Source organism: Sediminibacterium sp., assembly GCF_051860225.1.
Classification (GTDB): Bacteria; Bacteroidota; Bacteroidia; order Chitinophagales; family Chitinophagaceae; genus Sediminibacterium.
Window position 1 is genome coordinate 294,369 of sequence record NZ_JBHYEI010000003.1, and the last position, 17,204, is coordinate 311,572.

At 34.6% G+C, this 17,204-nt stretch carries 13 protein-coding genes and 1 tRNA gene; 10 read left to right on the top strand and 4 right to left on the bottom strand.

The annotated features are described in order from the left end of the window. Position 1: 1 nt before the first annotated feature. Entirely contained in the window at positions 2-475 is a 474-nt protein-coding gene (locus ACTIEI_RS11870) for a 23S rRNA (pseudouridine(1915)-N(3))-methyltransferase RlmH (RefSeq protein ID WP_439506508.1), read from the bottom strand. A 95-nt stretch (positions 476-570) separates the two neighbouring features. On the opposite strand from ACTIEI_RS11870, the gene ACTIEI_RS11875 reads away from it, so the two are divergent. Both ACTIEI_RS11875 and ACTIEI_RS11880 read left to right on the top strand, forming a co-directional pair. Then, complete coding sequence (locus ACTIEI_RS11875; RefSeq protein WP_439506509.1) at positions 571-2,964, top strand: hypothetical protein; 2,394 nt, start codon at positions 571-573, stop codon at positions 2,962-2,964. A 44-nt stretch (positions 2,965-3,008) separates the two neighbouring features. After that, on the top strand, positions 3,009-4,919 hold the full coding sequence (locus ACTIEI_RS11880) for a TonB-dependent receptor plug domain-containing protein (RefSeq protein WP_439506510.1): 1,911 nt from the start codon (positions 3,009-3,011) through the stop codon (positions 4,917-4,919). Here the strand turns inward: ACTIEI_RS11880 and ACTIEI_RS11885 are convergent. Next, positions 4,916-6,175: an aminotransferase class V-fold PLP-dependent enzyme gene (locus tag ACTIEI_RS11885; RefSeq protein ID WP_439506511.1), complete on the bottom strand. Its 1,260-nt coding sequence runs from the start codon at positions 6,173-6,175 to the stop codon at positions 4,916-4,918. The two genes, ACTIEI_RS11880 and ACTIEI_RS11885, sit on opposite strands and share 4 nt — an antisense overlap. Positions 6,176-6,245: 70 nt before the next feature. On the opposite strand from ACTIEI_RS11885, the gene ACTIEI_RS11890 reads away from it, so the two are divergent. After that, positions 6,246-8,915: a glycoside hydrolase family 3 C-terminal domain-containing protein gene (locus ACTIEI_RS11890; RefSeq protein ID WP_439506512.1), complete on the top strand. Its 2,670-nt coding sequence runs from the start codon at positions 6,246-6,248 to the stop codon at positions 8,913-8,915. 9 nt (positions 8,916-8,924) lie between these two features. Here ACTIEI_RS11890 and ACTIEI_RS11895 read toward each other — a convergent pair whose 3' ends face one another. Continuing rightward, on the bottom strand, positions 8,925-10,757 hold the full coding sequence (locus ACTIEI_RS11895; protein WP_439506513.1) for a PAS domain-containing sensor histidine kinase: 1,833 nt from the start codon (positions 10,755-10,757) through the stop codon (positions 8,925-8,927). A gap of 104 nt (positions 10,758-10,861) precedes the next feature. Between ACTIEI_RS11895 and ACTIEI_RS11900 the strand changes: the two genes are divergently transcribed. The 3 genes from ACTIEI_RS11900 (at position 10,862) to ACTIEI_RS11910 (ending at position 13,238) form a co-directional block, all read left to right on the top strand. Then, complete coding sequence (locus ACTIEI_RS11900; RefSeq protein WP_439506514.1) at positions 10,862-11,386, top strand: DUF4833 domain-containing protein; 525 nt, start codon at positions 10,862-10,864, stop codon at positions 11,384-11,386. 5 nt (positions 11,387-11,391) lie between these two features. Then, positions 11,392-13,101, top strand: a complete 1,710-nt coding sequence (locus tag ACTIEI_RS11905; protein ID WP_439506515.1) for a hypothetical protein — start codon at positions 11,392-11,394, stop codon at positions 13,099-13,101. A 63-nt stretch (positions 13,102-13,164) separates the two neighbouring features. Further along, a tRNA-Arg gene (locus tag ACTIEI_RS11910) sits at positions 13,165-13,238 on the top strand. A 72-nt stretch (positions 13,239-13,310) separates the two neighbouring features. Here ACTIEI_RS11910 and ACTIEI_RS11915 read toward each other — a convergent pair. Continuing rightward, positions 13,311-14,231, bottom strand: a complete 921-nt coding sequence (locus ACTIEI_RS11915; protein WP_439506516.1) for a hypothetical protein — start codon at positions 14,229-14,231, stop codon at positions 13,311-13,313. A 214-nt stretch (positions 14,232-14,445) separates the two neighbouring features. On the opposite strand from ACTIEI_RS11915, the gene ACTIEI_RS11920 reads away from it, so the two are divergent. Genes ACTIEI_RS11920 through ACTIEI_RS11935 form a run of 4 tightly spaced genes read left to right on the top strand, consistent with a single transcriptional unit; the run spans position 14,446 to position 17,202 of the window. Continuing rightward, on the top strand, positions 14,446-15,033 hold the full coding sequence (locus ACTIEI_RS11920) for a TetR/AcrR family transcriptional regulator (protein WP_439506517.1): 588 nt from the start codon (positions 14,446-14,448) through the stop codon (positions 15,031-15,033). Positions 15,034-15,056: 23 nt separating this feature from the next. After that, entirely contained in the window at positions 15,057-16,382 is a 1,326-nt protein-coding gene (locus ACTIEI_RS11925) for an inositol-3-phosphate synthase (protein WP_439506518.1), read from the top strand. Continuing rightward, positions 16,379-16,831 carry a phosphatidylglycerophosphatase A family protein gene (locus ACTIEI_RS11930; RefSeq protein ID WP_439506519.1) on the top strand — a complete coding sequence of 151 codons (453 nt, stop codon included), beginning with the start codon at positions 16,379-16,381 and terminating at the stop codon, positions 16,829-16,831. Before ACTIEI_RS11925 ends, ACTIEI_RS11930 begins: the two co-directional genes overlap by 4 nt. Next, positions 16,825-17,202 carry a GtrA family protein gene (locus ACTIEI_RS11935; protein WP_439506520.1) on the top strand — a complete coding sequence of 126 codons (378 nt, stop codon included), beginning with the start codon at positions 16,825-16,827 and terminating at the stop codon, positions 17,200-17,202. Before ACTIEI_RS11930 ends, ACTIEI_RS11935 begins: the two co-directional genes overlap by 7 nt. Positions 17,203-17,204: the final 2 nt, after the last annotated feature.

Consider the following 17,204-nt stretch of genomic DNA (forward strand, 5'->3'; position numbering starts at 1 on the left):
GTTAAATATGGTGGTATTTTTCGTTTCTAATTATAGTGCAAGCTCGGTATAATTGTTCTGATAAAATAAGTCTGGCCAACATATGTGGGAAGACCAATGGAGAAAAGCTCCATACGAATTGAGCTCTATTAGCAATACTTGTATCAACCCCGAATGCCCCCCCAATTAAAAAAACCAATTGTTTACTGCTTTCGTTAGCTCTTTGTTGAATAAATTGCGCCAATTGAGGAGAGCTTAATAATTTTCCTCTTTCGTCTAGTAATATCAGATAGTCATCTTTATCAATTTGTGAGAGAATAGCCGAAGCTTCTGTTTTTTTTAATTCTATCTCCGATAAACTAGCTGCATTTTTGGCTGTAGGAATGATTACCCATTCCGCCTTAAAATATTTGTTAATTCTTTGGGTAAAATCCTCAATGCCATATTTAAAAGATGACTCATGAACTTTCCCAACAGATAGCAGACGTATCTTCATTCAATAAAAATAGTTAAGAAAGCTTATGCAACCAATTTGATCTGCTTTGTAAGTTGGGAAGGACAAAGTATCTTTCAGGTAAAATTGAATAGCTAATGAAGTGTCTGAAATTAATCATCGTTACTTTTTCTTTCTTAGGGTTAGTTAAACAAATCAACGCACAGCAAATAGATTCAATGATGAATGTATATGCAGAGGGTTTTCCCAAAGAAAAAATACATGTACATTTTGACAGACCTTACTATAATACGGGGGATACTTTGTTTTATAAAGTGTATTTATTAGCAGTTAATGAACCCAGTATTTTAAGTAAAAATTTATATGTAGAATGGTACGATACCTCAGGTGTATTAGTAAAACAAACAGTAAGCCCGCTGTTTCAAGCAACTGCAAAGGGTAGTTTTGAAATTCCAGCCAATTACAAAGGTGCTTTTTTACATGTTAAGGCATTTACGAGATGGATGCTAAATGATGATGTCGCCTATTTGTATCAAAAAAATATTCCTATTAATGGAGGAGCTGTGGTCGTGGGAAAAATGCCTGAGCCAACCAAAATTGAGCTTTTTCCTGAAAGTGGGGTTTTGGTCGAAGGGTTGAATTCTCGAGTTGCGTTTAAAGCAATCAACCAATCTGGACTTCCGGTAAAGGTTAAAGGAGTATTAGTGGATGCCCAAAGAAAAGTATTGGATAGTTTAAAAGTGCAACACGATGGAATGGGCGTTTTTATGTTAAGACCTCTTGCAGGACAACAATACCAGTTAAATTGGACGGATGAGTTTGGTCGTTCTGGTGTTACCAAAATCAATGATATAAAAAAAGAGGGCGTAGTACTCACCGTAAGAACCAACAATGAAAAAGCTTTTTTGCAATTTGAACGATCTGCCAATGCGGGGGAAACATTTAAACAAATGAATCTGTTGGTTCACATGAATCAAACATTGATGTATAAAGTAGGGCTTAAAATGGTAGAGCGAAATTTTCAGCGTGCGGAAATTCCTATTGATGAGCTACCAACTGGAATTATTCAGTTTACTTTATTTACATCAGATTGGATACCAGTAGCAGAAAGAATTGTATTCGTAAATAATCACACACACGATTTTAGTGCAAAGTTGAATCCAATTTATACGAATTTGAAAAAAAGAGGGTTAAATAGCTTTGAAATAATTGTTTCAGATACTACAATGACCAACATGTCTGTATCTGTTTATGATGCAAGCGCTAATAGCACAGATCCTCATTCTATTTTTTCCAGCTTCTTACTTTCTAGTGAGATAAAAGGCTATGTACACAATCCATCATATTATTTTCAAAGTGATGCAGATAGTATCACGAGTAAATTAGATTTAGTGATGATGACCAATGGATGGAGAAAAATGAATTGGGAACAAATTAAAGCGGGGATTGGTCCACAACTAAAATATATGCCTGAGAATGAATTCATGTCTTTAAAAGGCAGTGTTTTTGGAATTAAGCCTGGAATGGTAAAGGATCAACAACTCAATTTTGTTTTAGCTGCTAAAGACAGTAGTAAAAGCTTGTTATTTGCTGCAATAGATGGTAATGGAAATTTTCAGCAGCCTGGTTTGTTTTTTTATGACACTGTCAAGGTTTTTTATGGGTTTAATAACAATAGTAAATTAAGTGGAGCTACTCAGGTCAAAATTGAAAATGGGTTGCTACGTAAAGAGAATGGTGCTAAAGTGAATTTGGGCAGTATTCCACCCGTATGGGGTGGGGTTGATTCGATGGCAATTGTTCGAATGAATTACTTTTTATCCGAACAAGAAAAACTCCGTAGGTTAATGGCATCAACCACATTGTCGGAAGTAGTGGTAAAAGCAAAAACCAAATCAAAATTGGAAGTCCTTGATGAAACCTACGCTTCTGGATTATTTTCAAGAGGGGATGGGTATAGTTTTGATTTAACGGATGGGATGGCTGCCCCAATAGATATCTTAACTTATTTGCAAGGTAAAGTAGCTGGATTACAAATATCAGGATCTGGTGCTGGTGCTAATTTAAATTGGCGAGGTGGAGTCCCTGATATTTATTTAAATGAAATGAGAGCAGATGTAGGGATGGTTGCTACGATACCGGTTACTGATGTTGCTTATATCAAAGTTTTTAGACCGCCATTTTTTGGGTCTGGTGGTGGAGGAGCAAGCGGAGCAATTGTTGTATACACGAAAAAAGGCGGAGGCAGTTCTAAGGGAGGGCAAAATGTTAAAGGAATGGAGAGTACTATTTTGGCAGGATATTCTAGATTCAGAGAATTCTATAATCCAGTTTATGATAAGTCAGCTGCTTCATTTGAACCAGATACCCGAAATACCTTGTATTGGAATCCGTATATCATTACCAATAAACGATCACCTAGGTATAAAATTGAATTCTATAATAACGATGTTTCTACCAAGTTACAAGTGGTTTTAGAGGGGATTAATGCCAACGGAAAAATGACTAGAGTTGTTAGGGTTATAGAATAATAAAGGCAGATATACCTTAGTTTTGCCTCCCTAAAAATAGTTACTTGAAAAAGCTTATATTATTATTTGCCTTTAGCACGCTCAATCAATCATTGTTTGCTCAAACAGATGAATTGAAATTAGATCCAGTTACTGTAACAAGTTCTTTTTATGAGACAAAGGCATCTAAGACAGGCAGAAATATTACAGTAATTACTGCAAAAGACATTGCTCAATTACCTGTAAGAACTCCGGATGAATTACTAAGGTTCTTGCCAGGAATAGATGTTCAGAGTAGGGGAGCATTAGGTGCTCAAAGTGATATCAGTATGAGAGGTGGTACTTTTCAACAGGTATTGGTTATTTTGGATGGATTAAGGTTAAATGACCCTAATACTGGTCATTTCAGTGGGTATATACCAGTGATATTAGATGAAATTGAAAAAATAGAAATTTTAAAAGGGGCATCTTCAGGGGTTTTTGGGTCGGACGCAGTTGGTGGAGTTATTTATATTACCACAAAAACCTTTTCGCAAAAAAAACAATCGGAGACCAATGGAATTATACAATTAGCAGCAGGTCAGTTAGGTCTTTTTAGCAGTTCAGGCTATTTTAGTTCCAGTAAAAATAATCAGCAGTTTCAACTTTCCGCACTTAGAAATAGCGCGGATGGTCCTCAGCAAAGAGGTATTACTGGATTTATGAAAGAGAATGCATTTTCTATGGCATGGAGTAAGAAAAAAGGGTATTGGGAAACCTCATTTAGGACTGCATATAATGACCGTTCCTTTGCGGCACAAAATTTTTATACTTCTTTTAGTTCAGATACAGCAGTAGAGAGAGTTAAGGTATTTTGGAATCAGCTAAATGCCCATTATCAAAAAAACAAAAATCAGATAATGATTTATGCTGGATTCAAAAATACAGAAGATAATTATCGATTCAGTTCAATTTCTTCTGCAAATTCCAGTTTTTCCAACCTATTTCAGCTGAATGCCTTGTTTTTGCGTAATCAAAGCAATAATACAAAATATACTCTTGGAGGGCAATACATCGGTAGGAATATACGGTCGAATGATAGAGGTAGACATTCAGTGCATCAAATGGCTTTATATGGAGTTTGGCAAGAATCTTTTAATAGCCATTTTTCCTCCAATACTTCTTTAAGAATTGAATATGCATCAAATGGAGGATGGGTTTTTGTTCCTCAGATAAACCTTTCTTATCAAATAAATCAAATTCAGTTAAGAGCTAGTGCAGGATATGCTTACCGTAATGCAGATTTTACAGAATTATTTAATAATTACAATAGAACGGGAATTAGAAGTGGTTCAATTGGTAACCCAAATCTACAAGCAGAAAAAAGTTTTAATTATGAACTTGGCTTAGATTGGATTGCAAATACAAACAGTAAATTTTCTTTTAGTGTGTTTAATAGGAATAGCAGAGACTTAATTGATTGGTCCCTTACATCCTATGCAGATATGCCAAGAAAAGAAAATTTAGTTGTGGGAGGTAATTATTTATTAGCTAAAAACCAAAGTAGCGTTCTTGTGAATGGGGTTGAATTTGATTATTTGTTAGATAAAAAAATTAGTTCAACTCAATCCATCAAATTCAAATCAGGATTAATTTGGATTAATACCGATAGCAAAGGAGGACCACTCAGTTTTTATCTTTCTTCTGCTCCAAAATTCTTAGCCAATTTTGCTACTACTTTTTCAACAAAATTGGTTGACTTTAATTTAACGGGTTTATATAAAAGTAGAAATGCACAAACAGCTAATCCAATTCTTTTACCTATCAATAGTGACTATTTTGTGATGAATGCTAAAATAAATTTCCGTTTCAATAGCATGAAGCATATTATTTTTATTCAGGCTGATAATTTATTTAACAGCACTATCAATGATTTTATAGGTGCACCTCTACCAGGCAGATGGTTACAAGTAGGAGCAAGACTTGTTTTTAATTAAGCAGCCATTTCTTTTAAAGCTGCCACAAATTGATCAAGTTCTTCTATTGTGGTGAATACATTGGGCGTTATTCTGCATCCGTGCACACCTGCACTGTCTATCGCAACTGTATATATGCGATATTTCTTTAGCAGTATTTCTGCCATATCAGCCGGTTTTAATCCCTTAATACCTACATTAGCGATTGCACAAGATCGCTTACTTTCTAACGGAGTATTTAAAATAATATTAGGGATTGATCCAACTTTTGAAGTCCAATATTGTTGTAAAAACCTTAGTCTCGCCTCTTTATTTGCAGCCCCAATTTTTTGATGAAACTGAATGGCAAATTGTAAGGCTAAATAGGTGTGAACGGGATTAGTTCCAAAATGATTTAGTCGATTAATTCCTTGAACTGATTCATTTTCACCTATTAGCGGCCATATTTTAGATTGATGTTCTTTTTTTACATAAAGTACTCCAACTCCTAAAGGTACTGCTAACCATTTGTGTAAACTTGCACCATAATAATCGCAGCCAAGCTCATTGATATTAAATTGAATTTGTGCAACAGCATGCGCTCCATCAACCATGACTTCAACCCCATATTTATGCGCCATGTCACAAATTTTTTTAACTGGAAGAATTTGTCCAGTTATATTGATGATATGGCAAATCATAATCAATTTTGTTTTCGGCGTAATTGCTTTTTCGTAGATGCTTACAATCTCTTCATCTGATTGGGGAATATTTGGAACAGATACCATTTTATTCACGACTCCATGTCTTTTAGCTACTTGCTTAAACATGTCAATCATTGCGCCATAATCTTGTTCTGCATATATGGCTTCATCACCCAATTGCCAAGGATAACCACTAATAATGAGGTCTAAAGATTCTGTTGTATTTCTTGTCAGAACAATTTCTTCCTCAGTGCCCCCTAAAAATTGAGCAATTAATTGATTCTGTGCTGCACGTTCTTTAAATTGACGGGTACGCATATAAAAAGAAGCATAGTAATTCACTTCCTTAATTAAAGCTAAATAATGTTCTAATGTTTCTTCTGGAAGCATGTTGTAATAACCGCTTTCCAAGTTTATATAATCAGGTTTAATTTTATAAAGTGCTCTGATCGACTTCCAAAATTTTTCGTCTTTTGCAACCATTGGTGCTGGGCCAATAGGATTTAATATTAAACTACTGGTATTTGATTTTCCTAATTGAGGGAGACCCAACCCTGCTAAAGCAATGCCTTTTAAAAAAGTTCTTTTATGCATGACAAAAATTGTGATTCTGAAGTTAAGATTATATATGATAATGCATTCATGTTTTCCTTAATTTCATTTCATGAGAGTTCTATTGTTTCAAGTATTACTTAGCATTTGCTTTTCTGCCCACATTTTTGCGCAGCAATTACCTATTTATAAAAATCCAAGGTATACGACTGAAGAAAGGGTATCCGATTTGATTAAGCGAATGACACCGGTTGAAAAATTTTGGCAATTGTTCATGATACCAGGCGACTTAGGGAAAGATCCCAATCAGTACAAGCATGGTATATTTGGATTTCAAGTCAGTGCTGCGTCTATGCAAGCGGGAGTAGGTCAACAATTATTACAGTATAACACAAAAGAGAATGCATTATTGCTTGCTCAAAAAATAAATCAGATTCAACGTTATTTCATCAATGAAACAAGGCTTGGTATACCATTTATTCCATTTGATGAAGCCTTGCATGGACTAGTCAGAAGTGGTGCAACAGCTTTCCCTCAATCAATTGCGTTGGCTGCAAGCTTTGATACTTCTTTAATAAGTGCAGTTTCAAAAGCAATTGCGGTAGAAACAAAAGCTAGGGGTATAAGAGATATTCTTTCACCTGTGCTTAATATTGCTACTGATGTTCGGTGGGGAAGAACAGAAGAAACTTATGGAGAAGATCCATTTTTAGTAAAACAGATGGCTGCTAATTATTTACGTAATTTTGAAAGTGCAGGTATCGTGACAACTCCCAAACATTTTATTGCAAATGTTGGAGATGGAGGCAGAGATAGTTATCCAATTCATTTAAATGAATCTTTTTTAGATGAATTACATTTTCCACCATTTAAACATGCTATCCAAAAAATTGGATCAAGGTCTATAATGACTGCATATAATTCTGTAAATGGGTCCGCTAGTTCGGCAAATGGCTGGCTTTTAAATAAAAAATTAAAACAGGATTGGGGCTTTAAGGGTTTTGTAATATCTGATGCAGGAGCCGTGGGTGGAACTACTGTATTACATCATACAACAAAAGATTATCCTGCTTCAAGTGCTGCTGCAATAAAAAATGGGTTAGATGTAATTTTTCAAACTAATTATGATCACTATAAATTATTTATTCCCCCATTTTTAGATGGAACCATTCCTCAAGAGAGAATTGATGACGCGGTAGCAAGGGTTTTAAAAGTAAAATTTGAATTAGGACTTTTTGATAATCCATATGTCGATGAATCCATTGCAGCTAAATGGGTCAATAGTACTTTGCATAAATCTCTGGCCAAAGAAGCCGCAGTTAAGGCAACCGTTTTGTTGAAAAACACCAATAGCGTTTTACCATTAAGTAACTATGCTAAAAATATAGCGGTTTTTGGCAAAGATGCTGTAGACGCTCGTTTAGGCGGATACAGTGGGCCAGGTAATGGGGTAGTAAATATATTAGAGGGGATCAAAAGTCGCGCAAATAAGGAGCAACAAATCTTTTTTTTCGAGGGAGCAAGTGTTCAATCAGAAACATTTGAAGTTGTTTCAACTCCTAATTTATTTATAGATTCAGCCTTGAAAAGCAAAGGGCTCAAAGCTGAATATTATAGTTCTTTAATACCGGGTGAATCATTGCAAAAGTCTAGATTCGTAAATGAAATTAATGAATCTTATACGTTTATGTCTCCTGACAGTAGTATAACCTCCGATCATTATTCTATTCGTTATTCTGGTTATTTAAAAGCACCTAATACGGGTAAATTTGCACTTGCCTTAGAGGGGAATGATGGTTTCAGGTTATACTTAAATAATAAACTCTTAATTAATCAATGGGATAAAATTTCTTATAGAAGGGCAACCATTGAGGTCTTACTTGAAAAAGGGAAATCTTACCAGTTAAAAGTCGAGTTTTTTGAATCTAAAGGGAATGGGAAAATAAAATTTTTATGGAAGAAATCAGGGGGAGATAGTACCAATATTAAAATAAAGCAAGCAATCGATTTAGCAAAAAAAGCAGATATCAATATTGTTGTTGCGGGTATACATGAAGGAGAATTTCAAGATCGTTCTTCGCTTAGTTTGCCAGGCAACCAAGAGGCATTAATTGAAGCAGTTGCTTCAACTGGTAAACCAGTGATTGTATTATTAGTAGGCGGGAGTGCAATAACCATGCAAAAATGGATGAATAAAGTGAGTGCTATTATGATGGTATGGTACCCAGGCGAAGAAGGAGGGAATGCTATTGCATCTTTACTGTATGGGGATGAAAACCCTGCGGGTAGACTGCCGATTAGTTTCCCTCAGTCAGAAGGTCAACTTCCATTGGTTTATCATCATAAGCCAACTGGTAGGGGAGACGATTATCATGATTTAAGTGGCGAGCCTTTATTCCCTTTTGGATATGGATTAAGTTACACGCAGTTCCAATATAGTAATCTCCAATTTAGTAAAGACACTTTAAGTAGTAATGATGAAATTAAAGTGAGTGTTGATATCACTAATATTGGTAGTAAAATCGGAGATGAAGTAGTGCAATTGTATGTAAGACAGGATTTGTCAACAGTTGCAACACCAGTTCTTGCTTTAAAGGCATTTAAAAGAGTAACAATTCAGCCGGAGAAAAAGGAGACAGTTGAATTTACAATAAATCCTGAAATGCTCACATTGATTAATGAGGAAGGTAAAGAAGTGACAGAGCCAGGCGTTTTCAGGATTATGATTGGTCCAAATAGTAAAGCACTTTTGTTAAAAAAATCATTCTTGTATAAAAGATGATTTAGTGTATTAATAAGGAAATTGAAGCGTTACAGTAGTTCCAATGTTTTCTTCGCTTTCCATTAAGACAATACCATTTTGTAAATTAATGAAGTTTTTTACAAGGACTAATCCTAAGCCATTTCCTTTAATATTATGCGTATTAGATCCCCTGAAATAAGAACTAAATAGTTTATTCTTTTCAGCGTTGGGTATGCCTATACCATAATCTTTAATAATTATTTCAGTTATTTTTTCTTTAAAATATACACTTATTTCTGGCGCTTTTTTTTCTTTTGAATATTTTACAGCGTTCGAAATTAAATTATCAAATACATGCATCATTAAAAACTCATCAATCAAAATATTTCTAGGTTCACCAAAAATATGCAGGGCTATAGACCTCTTATCTTTATTCATTAATGTAATTCTATGTATAGAATTTTGAATAATAGGTATTATAGGAATACTGCTTTTATTGACTGTTATTTTTCCCGATTCCATTTTTCCAACTGTTAGAAATTCCGTAATCACATAAGTTAATCGGTCAATTTCTTTATCCATTACCTGCAGTCTCTTCACTAATTCTTCGGGCAAATCTATTTTTAATTTTTTTAAATACATATCTAGTATTTCCATACTAGTTCTGAATATGGTTAGTGGAGTTCTAAATTCATGCGATACATTGGTTACAAACTCAGTTTTTATCTTATTTAAGTGAATTTCCCTTTCTAGGGCTTTGCTAGCCGAGATATCTATTGCAGTAACTGAAATATGTGTTGGGATATGTTGTTCGTTTCTATGCAATAAAACCACTTGCCACACAGTTATTTCTTTTCCTTCCTTGTTGATATAAGTATTTGATCCAATCCAAGTGCCTTCAGTTAATAGTTTTTGTAACAAGTTTTCAAGTGTAAAAGATGCATCAATAATTTTAAACTTTTTAAGGTTAATTTCATTGATATCTGTATTGTCACTAACTCCTATTGCTTTAAGTAAAGACTTGTTTGCAAATGTAAATTTGAAATTAAGATCTAGGGTTGCAAAAAATGCTGCTGTATTATCTAATACATCTAATAGTTCTGCTTGCTTTTGTACCAAAGATTTTCGCTCTTTTGTAATATCAGTGAAGGTGCAAATGACATGATCAAAATTACCCGATATATCAAATTGTGGTTCTGCATTAACTAATAACCATGCACGATCTTTTGTATTTGGTCGATAAACGCCCATCACTACATCTCTAACGGGTTGCTTAGTTGCAATTGCAGTTGGAACAGGATGTTCGTTTCCTGGAAAAAAACGCCCATCACTATGAATTACATTCCAATCAGGATCAAAGGAGGTTTTACCTAAAAGTTGATCTTCGGTAAGCCCAAGCATTTCAAGTGCAGGTTGATTACAAAGTGTAATTTCAGAATTTTCTTTTTGAATAATAATTCCAATATTGATATTTTGTATAAGTGAACGATAGTGCTTTTCGTTATTCTGTCTTATTTCTTCATTGCGTTTCAATTCAGTTATATCTCTTCCAATAACAAAGGTTTCTTGTGTTTGGTCATCCCAAATTAAGCTCCAAGAAAGGAATATTAATTGCTTGTTTTTTCCTACTATCCGATTTTCGAAATTGTAAATTTTGTTAACCTCTCTTACTTCTAGTAAAGCTTTTGAAGTTTTGTCTTTATCTTCTTTTAAAGTATTACTCAAAAAATGGTCTCCAATTAACTCTTTAGCAGTATATCCTAGAATTAGTTCTGCAGATTTACTACTGAAAAGGATAATCCCATTTAAATCAATTATTTGAATTAAATCTAATGAAAGATCAAGTACTCTTATGATATCTGGATTTTTAACGGTAATCATCTTTCGTAAATTTAACAATTACTATAGCATCAAGTTAAATTTGAGGGGAAATTTATATCAATATAATTCGCATTTTTTGTAACTTAACTGAACAAAGTCTGGTGATGAGATTTCTTTTGATGTTTTCTGCCTTTTTTTTAATACTTGATTCTATTGCACAAGACAATTATCCAATACCACCCCTAACAGAGAATAGACTTTTTTATATTCAACACAGTAAAAATCACAACACGTATGTTTACGATGCAAACTTTACCTCTGAGAAGCAACTAGATAGTAAGGAGCCAGTAAGTATACATCGAATTTTATATACGGATGGAGGAATAAAAAAACCACTGACCACATTACAAAGAAAATTGGCATATGGAATAGAATTCAGTAAAATTTCTGAAACTGTATTCAAACTCAAGTTGGTTTCGTATGCTGGCTTGCAGTTGTATATGAAAATTGGCCAAGATGGCAAAGCGTTTGTAGAAGCGTTTATTCAAAATCAAACCATTATATTAACTCGAATGTTCTTAAAAATGAAAGAAGGTAGAAGTGATTTTAACCCCAAATTAGAACAGGTGATTTTATATGGGTTTGATAATGCAGGTAATCAAACGAGTATTAAAGTAATTCCCCGATAATGCAAATGAAGAAGATTATTTATATGTGTTTGTTGGTTTTTGTGTATCATAATAATGCATATACACAAGAACCATTGTTTCAAACATTGTATGTACATCAAGCAAAAGCGGTTTATGGTAAAGGCGAAAAAATATATGGTAAGCTATATATAAAGCAGCGAAACCGATTAATGATGCAACCGGTTAACGTGTATGTTGACTGGTATAATGAAGCGGGATTATTGCTGCAGCACCAAACTTATCTTGCTGAAAAAGGGGGCGCAAATATCAGTTTTCAAATCCCAAGTGCATATGAGGCTGATTACATTCGTATGAGGGCGTATACTTTGGTCACAATGAATCAACAAAAAGGATCTATGTATTGTGATCAAGTAGTTCCCGTATTTCAGCCGGCTTTGTATGATCAGGCAGAGCAAAAGTCAACAGGTATTTCCGCGGATACAAGCAACAGTAGTCAAAACAATTCATCGGAAAATATCATAGAATTGAAACCACTGCAAAAATCACTTGGAGCTAAAGGAAAGAACGACTGGTTGATTGTAAATAAAGGCAATGATTTTGTGAATCTTTCCCTTTCTATAGTTGAAGAAGAGCGTTTTATACCAAACACTTATTCCATATTAAAAGACTTTCCACTTGGACATCCATCCATAACCATCAAGAGCCCACTTTATAGAGATGCATTTATTCAAGTGCGAGGTAAATTCTCAGATAATCCTACTGATTTAAAGGGCGCAATGGTAGCATTTTCCTTGCTTCAAACAGGAAATTTGCCCATTATTGATGATGTTCCAGTTAGCGATAGCGGAACATTTGTAGTTGGTCGTTTAAATTTTTCCGACTCTGCTACTTTGGGAATTCAGCTGCAAACAAAGAAGAAAAAGCCGCAAAAGATTGGTATGCAATTTCAACAATTGGGTCTCTTTGCAGATGCGCCAACCTATGTGAACGATTTTGGGTATTCATTGCCTGCGCTGCGGTTTCAATCGCCCAAAGCAAGAGAACTTGCTTCTTATATTCCGAGTGAAAACGAAATCGTAGTCTATAGTACAAGCAAAAGCCCGTTACAAGTTTTGGAGGAAAAATACGTGTCTGGATTATTTAAAGGAGGGGATGCTGTTTCTTTTAACATCATGACACCCAACGCTATTTCATTTTCGAATATATTTACGTATTTGAGCGGGAAAGTACCAGGGCTTCAAATTGTTTTTGGTGTTGATTCAACGGGAAAGGGGATACCCCGTTTTTTCTGGAGGTCACAGCAAGACATGTTGAAACTATTTCTAAATCAGGTTCTTGTAGATGCTGAAACCATACTAACACTGAACATCAATGAAATTGCCTTTGTTAAGGTTTTCAAGCCCCCTTTTTTAGGTGCTGCATTAGGTGCGCCAAACGGAGCTATTGCTATTTACACGAAACAAGGTGATGAGGCCAACTATATACCTAAAGGGTCTAAGCTAACCCAAATTCCACTTAAAGGGTATACCCCATATCAGCCCTTTAAAAGCCCGCAATATCAATCTGAAAAGCAAAAATCAGTGATTGATAAACGTAGGTTACTGCATTGGATTTCCACTATCCATTTGTCACAAGAAAAGCCAACTTTTAATTTTACATATTTTAATAATGATTACAGTAAACGCCATAGAATGATCTTGGAAGGAGTAATGCAAAACGGTGAATTAATTAGAAAAGAATGGGTTGTTGAGTAAAATTCAACAACTTATTTTGTGATTAATTATGTTTGTTTTATATTTGCAGCCCCTTAGGGGTATGGCTGCGTAGCTCAACTGAATAGAGCATCTGACTACGGATCAGAAGGTTTTAGGTTTGAATCCTAACGCGGTCACAAAAAAAGAGTTGCAAAATTGCAACTCTTTTTTATTGCCAATCATTACATATCAATTTTGTGTAATGAAAATTATCTTCTTCTTGCACTTGGCTTTATATTTTTTCCATAATACATATCTCCAGGATTATGGTGGCCCAGATAAACACGTTCCAATAAACTGAAGAGGACGGCATCATATTTTTTTAAATCTTCTGGGGATTGAATTCTTTGTTCCCCGTCGTAAAATTCGTAATTTGACCAAAACCACCACTGTGTTCCTTCTGCCCAATATTCAGCAGAAGTATTTATAGCATACTGTCCTTCATATTTACCTTCTTTTTTTGCAATCTCATAGGCTGCAAGAATTTCCCGATAAAGGGGTGTATCGCAAGACCTGATTGCATTCATCATATTATGGCTAAATTCATGAATGAGAATATTTTCCCCGTAATAGCGCGTATTGGGATATCCTAGTAAGTTTTCTTCTGCACAAGAAGTGATTGTGCCTCCCATTCCTCTCGCTCTTTTATTCCAATACTCTTTATCAGACATGCTGGCAATTCCGCCTAGTAGGTCATAATTATTTCTCTCGCCCGGTGTTAAGCGTTTGTCATCTTTAGTTGGTTTTTTCCATCTACTCCTTTCTGGAAGATCTGTTTCCATCTCAGATTCTGCCATAACTAGGACTCTTGCTTTTTGTGTAATTAGAGTAGATCTGATATCTGGTCGTTTAATAAGCATGTAGTTTACAATATCCCTAGCAATTAATATGGCATCATCGGGCACTTTTGCTGAAGAAACGATTGGAATTCCATATGCGTCGGCATATTTCTTATAAAAGGTATCAAGTCCTAAACTGGTCAGGGGTTGAGAAATCATTTTTTGAAAATATTTGATGCCTATTTTTTCTGTTTTTTCCTTAACTGGGTCAATACTATTTTTTTTAGTGGTTGAACAAGAAAGTATTGAGATGCAAGTAATAATACTTGTAATTTGTTTGATTATCTTCATTTTAAATATTCTTTTTAATATATATATATATATAATTTTCTAAGTAAAACTACAAGTTCACCTGCTATCTGAATTGGCTTAGTTTATCTTCCTTTAATCGGATATTAACTATTTGCTTTAGATGAATTAGTTGAATATTAAGCTTTTCTTAAGAGTAGGATTTACTCAATTTGTTGTAGTTTTGGACCATAAAACCATTTTGGTCTAAAAGTTTATGGTAAAAGAGGAGATTTTCAGAGAAGACATTATTCGAGAGGCTCAAAAGCTTTTCCAAACCTATGGTCTTAAGAAAACTACCATGGAAGATATTGCCAAAGCTTTAGGAAAGGGTAAGAGCACCCTTTATTATTATTATCAAAGCAAGGAACAGATTTTTGAAGAAGTGCTTCTAAAAGAGCTTCAAGAGGTTTTTATACAAACCCAATTTGCCGTTGAAACAGTTCATTCTGCCGAAGAAAAATTAAAAATTTTCGCTGTCACAAGAATTAAAGTTCTTAGCAATATGTTGAACTTATATCGATTGGTTTGCGGTGATTTTGTAGAAAACGCATCATGTGCCAAAGGCTTATTCAATGAATATTCTCAAAAAGAAATCAACTTAATTCGGTCAATATTAGAGTTTGGGATTAAAAGTGGTGAATTTAATAGTGCACTGGCTCAAGAAATGGATTTATTGCCCTCTGTAGTAGTAAGTAGTATCCGAGGGATTGAGCGTGATTTTTTCAATGATAAATTAGTTGGATTAGAGCATCGAATTGGTGCCATTTCTAATCTAATGGTAAATGGACTAAAAAATAAATAGCAAAATATAAAAGAAGAAAGCGTATGAAACAAAACATCGCCCCTGCTGAAGGGAAATTGGGCATCTTGATACCTGGTTTAGGTGCCGTAGGTACAACTATGATTGCAGGTGTAATAGCTGTAAATAAAGGGCTATCTCAGCCAGTTGGTGCATTAACCCAAATGGGAAATATACGTTTGGGTAAAAGAACAGAAAATCGTTATCCACTAATTAAAGATTTTGTTCCACTAGCCAACTTAACCGATATCGTTTTTGGAGGATGGGATGTATATTCAGACAATGTTTTTGAAGCGGCTATTAATGCAAAAGTCTTAGAGCCAATGTTGTTGCACGCAGTTAAACCAGAATTGGAAGCGATCAAGCCAATGAAAGCTGTTTTTGATCGTGAGTATATTAAGAATTTAGACGGTACACATATTAAAGAGGGTAAATCTAAATACGATCTTGCAGAGCAAGTAATCAATGACATTGAGCAATTTAAAAAAGATAATAATTGCACTAGAGTAGTGATTGTTTGGTGTGGATCAACTGAAAAGTACATAGAAACTTCAGCTGTTCACGAAACCTTAGAAGCGTTTGAAGCAGGTTTACACAATAATGATCCTGCCATTGCACCAAGTATGATATATGCATATGCTGCACTTAAATTAGGTGTGCCGTTTGCAAATGGTGCTCCAAACTTAACCGTTGATATCCCAGCATTAGAAGCATTGTCTAAACAAACGCAAACACCTATTGCTGGCAAGGATTTTAAAACAGGTCAAACTTTAATGAAGACGGTTCTAGCTCCAGGTTTACATGCAAGAGCATTAGGAATCAAAGGTTGGTTCTCCACTAATATCTTAGGTAATAGGGATGGGTTAGTATTAGATGATCCTGATAATTTCAAAACCAAAGAAGTATCTAAACTAAGTGTATTAGAGGATATTTTGCAACCAGAAATTAACCCTGCTTTATATGGTGATTTGTACCATAAAGTTAGAATCAATTACTATCCTCCACACGGAGATAATAAAGAGAGCTGGGATAATATCGATATTTTTGGTTGGTTAGGTTACTCAATGCAAATCAAAATCAACTTCCTATGTCGTGACTCTATTTTAGCTGCGCCTATCGTATTAGATCTTGCATTATTTATGGATTTAGCTAAGCGTTCGAATATGAGTGGAATACAAGAGTGGTTGTCATTCTACTTTAAGTCTCCACAAACTTTACCAGGATTAAGACCTGAACATGATATTTTTAAACAGCTTATTAAGTTGCAAAATACACTGAGACATATAATGGGTGAAGATTTAATTACACATCTTGGATTAGATTATTATCAAGATGTAGTAGAAGCATTATGATAAAGATTCATCAGATACTGACCAGCTTTTTTGGAATTGGATTTATTTCAAAAGGAGGTGGAACAGTGGCTGCTATTGCAACATCCCTTTTCTGGTTTGTTGCAATAGAACAGTCTAATTCTGTTTTGACAATCATTTTAACACTAATGGTTACATTTTATGGTGTTTGGGGTGCAAGTCAAGTAGAATCAGGCTGGGGAAAGGATAGTAGCAGGGTAGTTGTTGATGAAGTAGCCGGAATGATGATCGCTTTATTGTTTATACCAATTACTATTGTTAACTTAATTGTCGCATTGTGTTTGTTCAGGTTTTTTGATATTGTTAAACCACTATTCGTCAATAAACTTGAAAATTTACCCAAGGGATGGGGGGTAATGGCAGATGATGTTTTAGCGGGTTGCTATAGCAATATTGTTTTACAAATTTTATTGTATCTAAAATTATGGTAAAGCAAGTATTCCTAAAAGCCCAGGCTTCATCTCTAATTGCTACGGCAGTAGACTTTTTAATGACGGTGTTTTTAGTGGAATTCATTCATCTAAGGGCAGTGCTTGCTGGCGCAATCGGAACTATTACTGGTGGGGTAGTGAATTTTACTTTGGGACGGAATTGGGTTTTCAAATCTGGATTACAGCCAATTCCAGTACAAGCATTTCGCTATTTAATTGTTTGGATGGGGAATTTATTATTAAATGTAGCAGGCTTAGCATTTATGGTGAATTATATGCAAGCCAATTATATAGTTTCGAAAATTTTTATTTCCTTAATGGTAGGTATCTTCTATAATTACTTATTACAAGGGAAATATGTTTTTAAATAAAA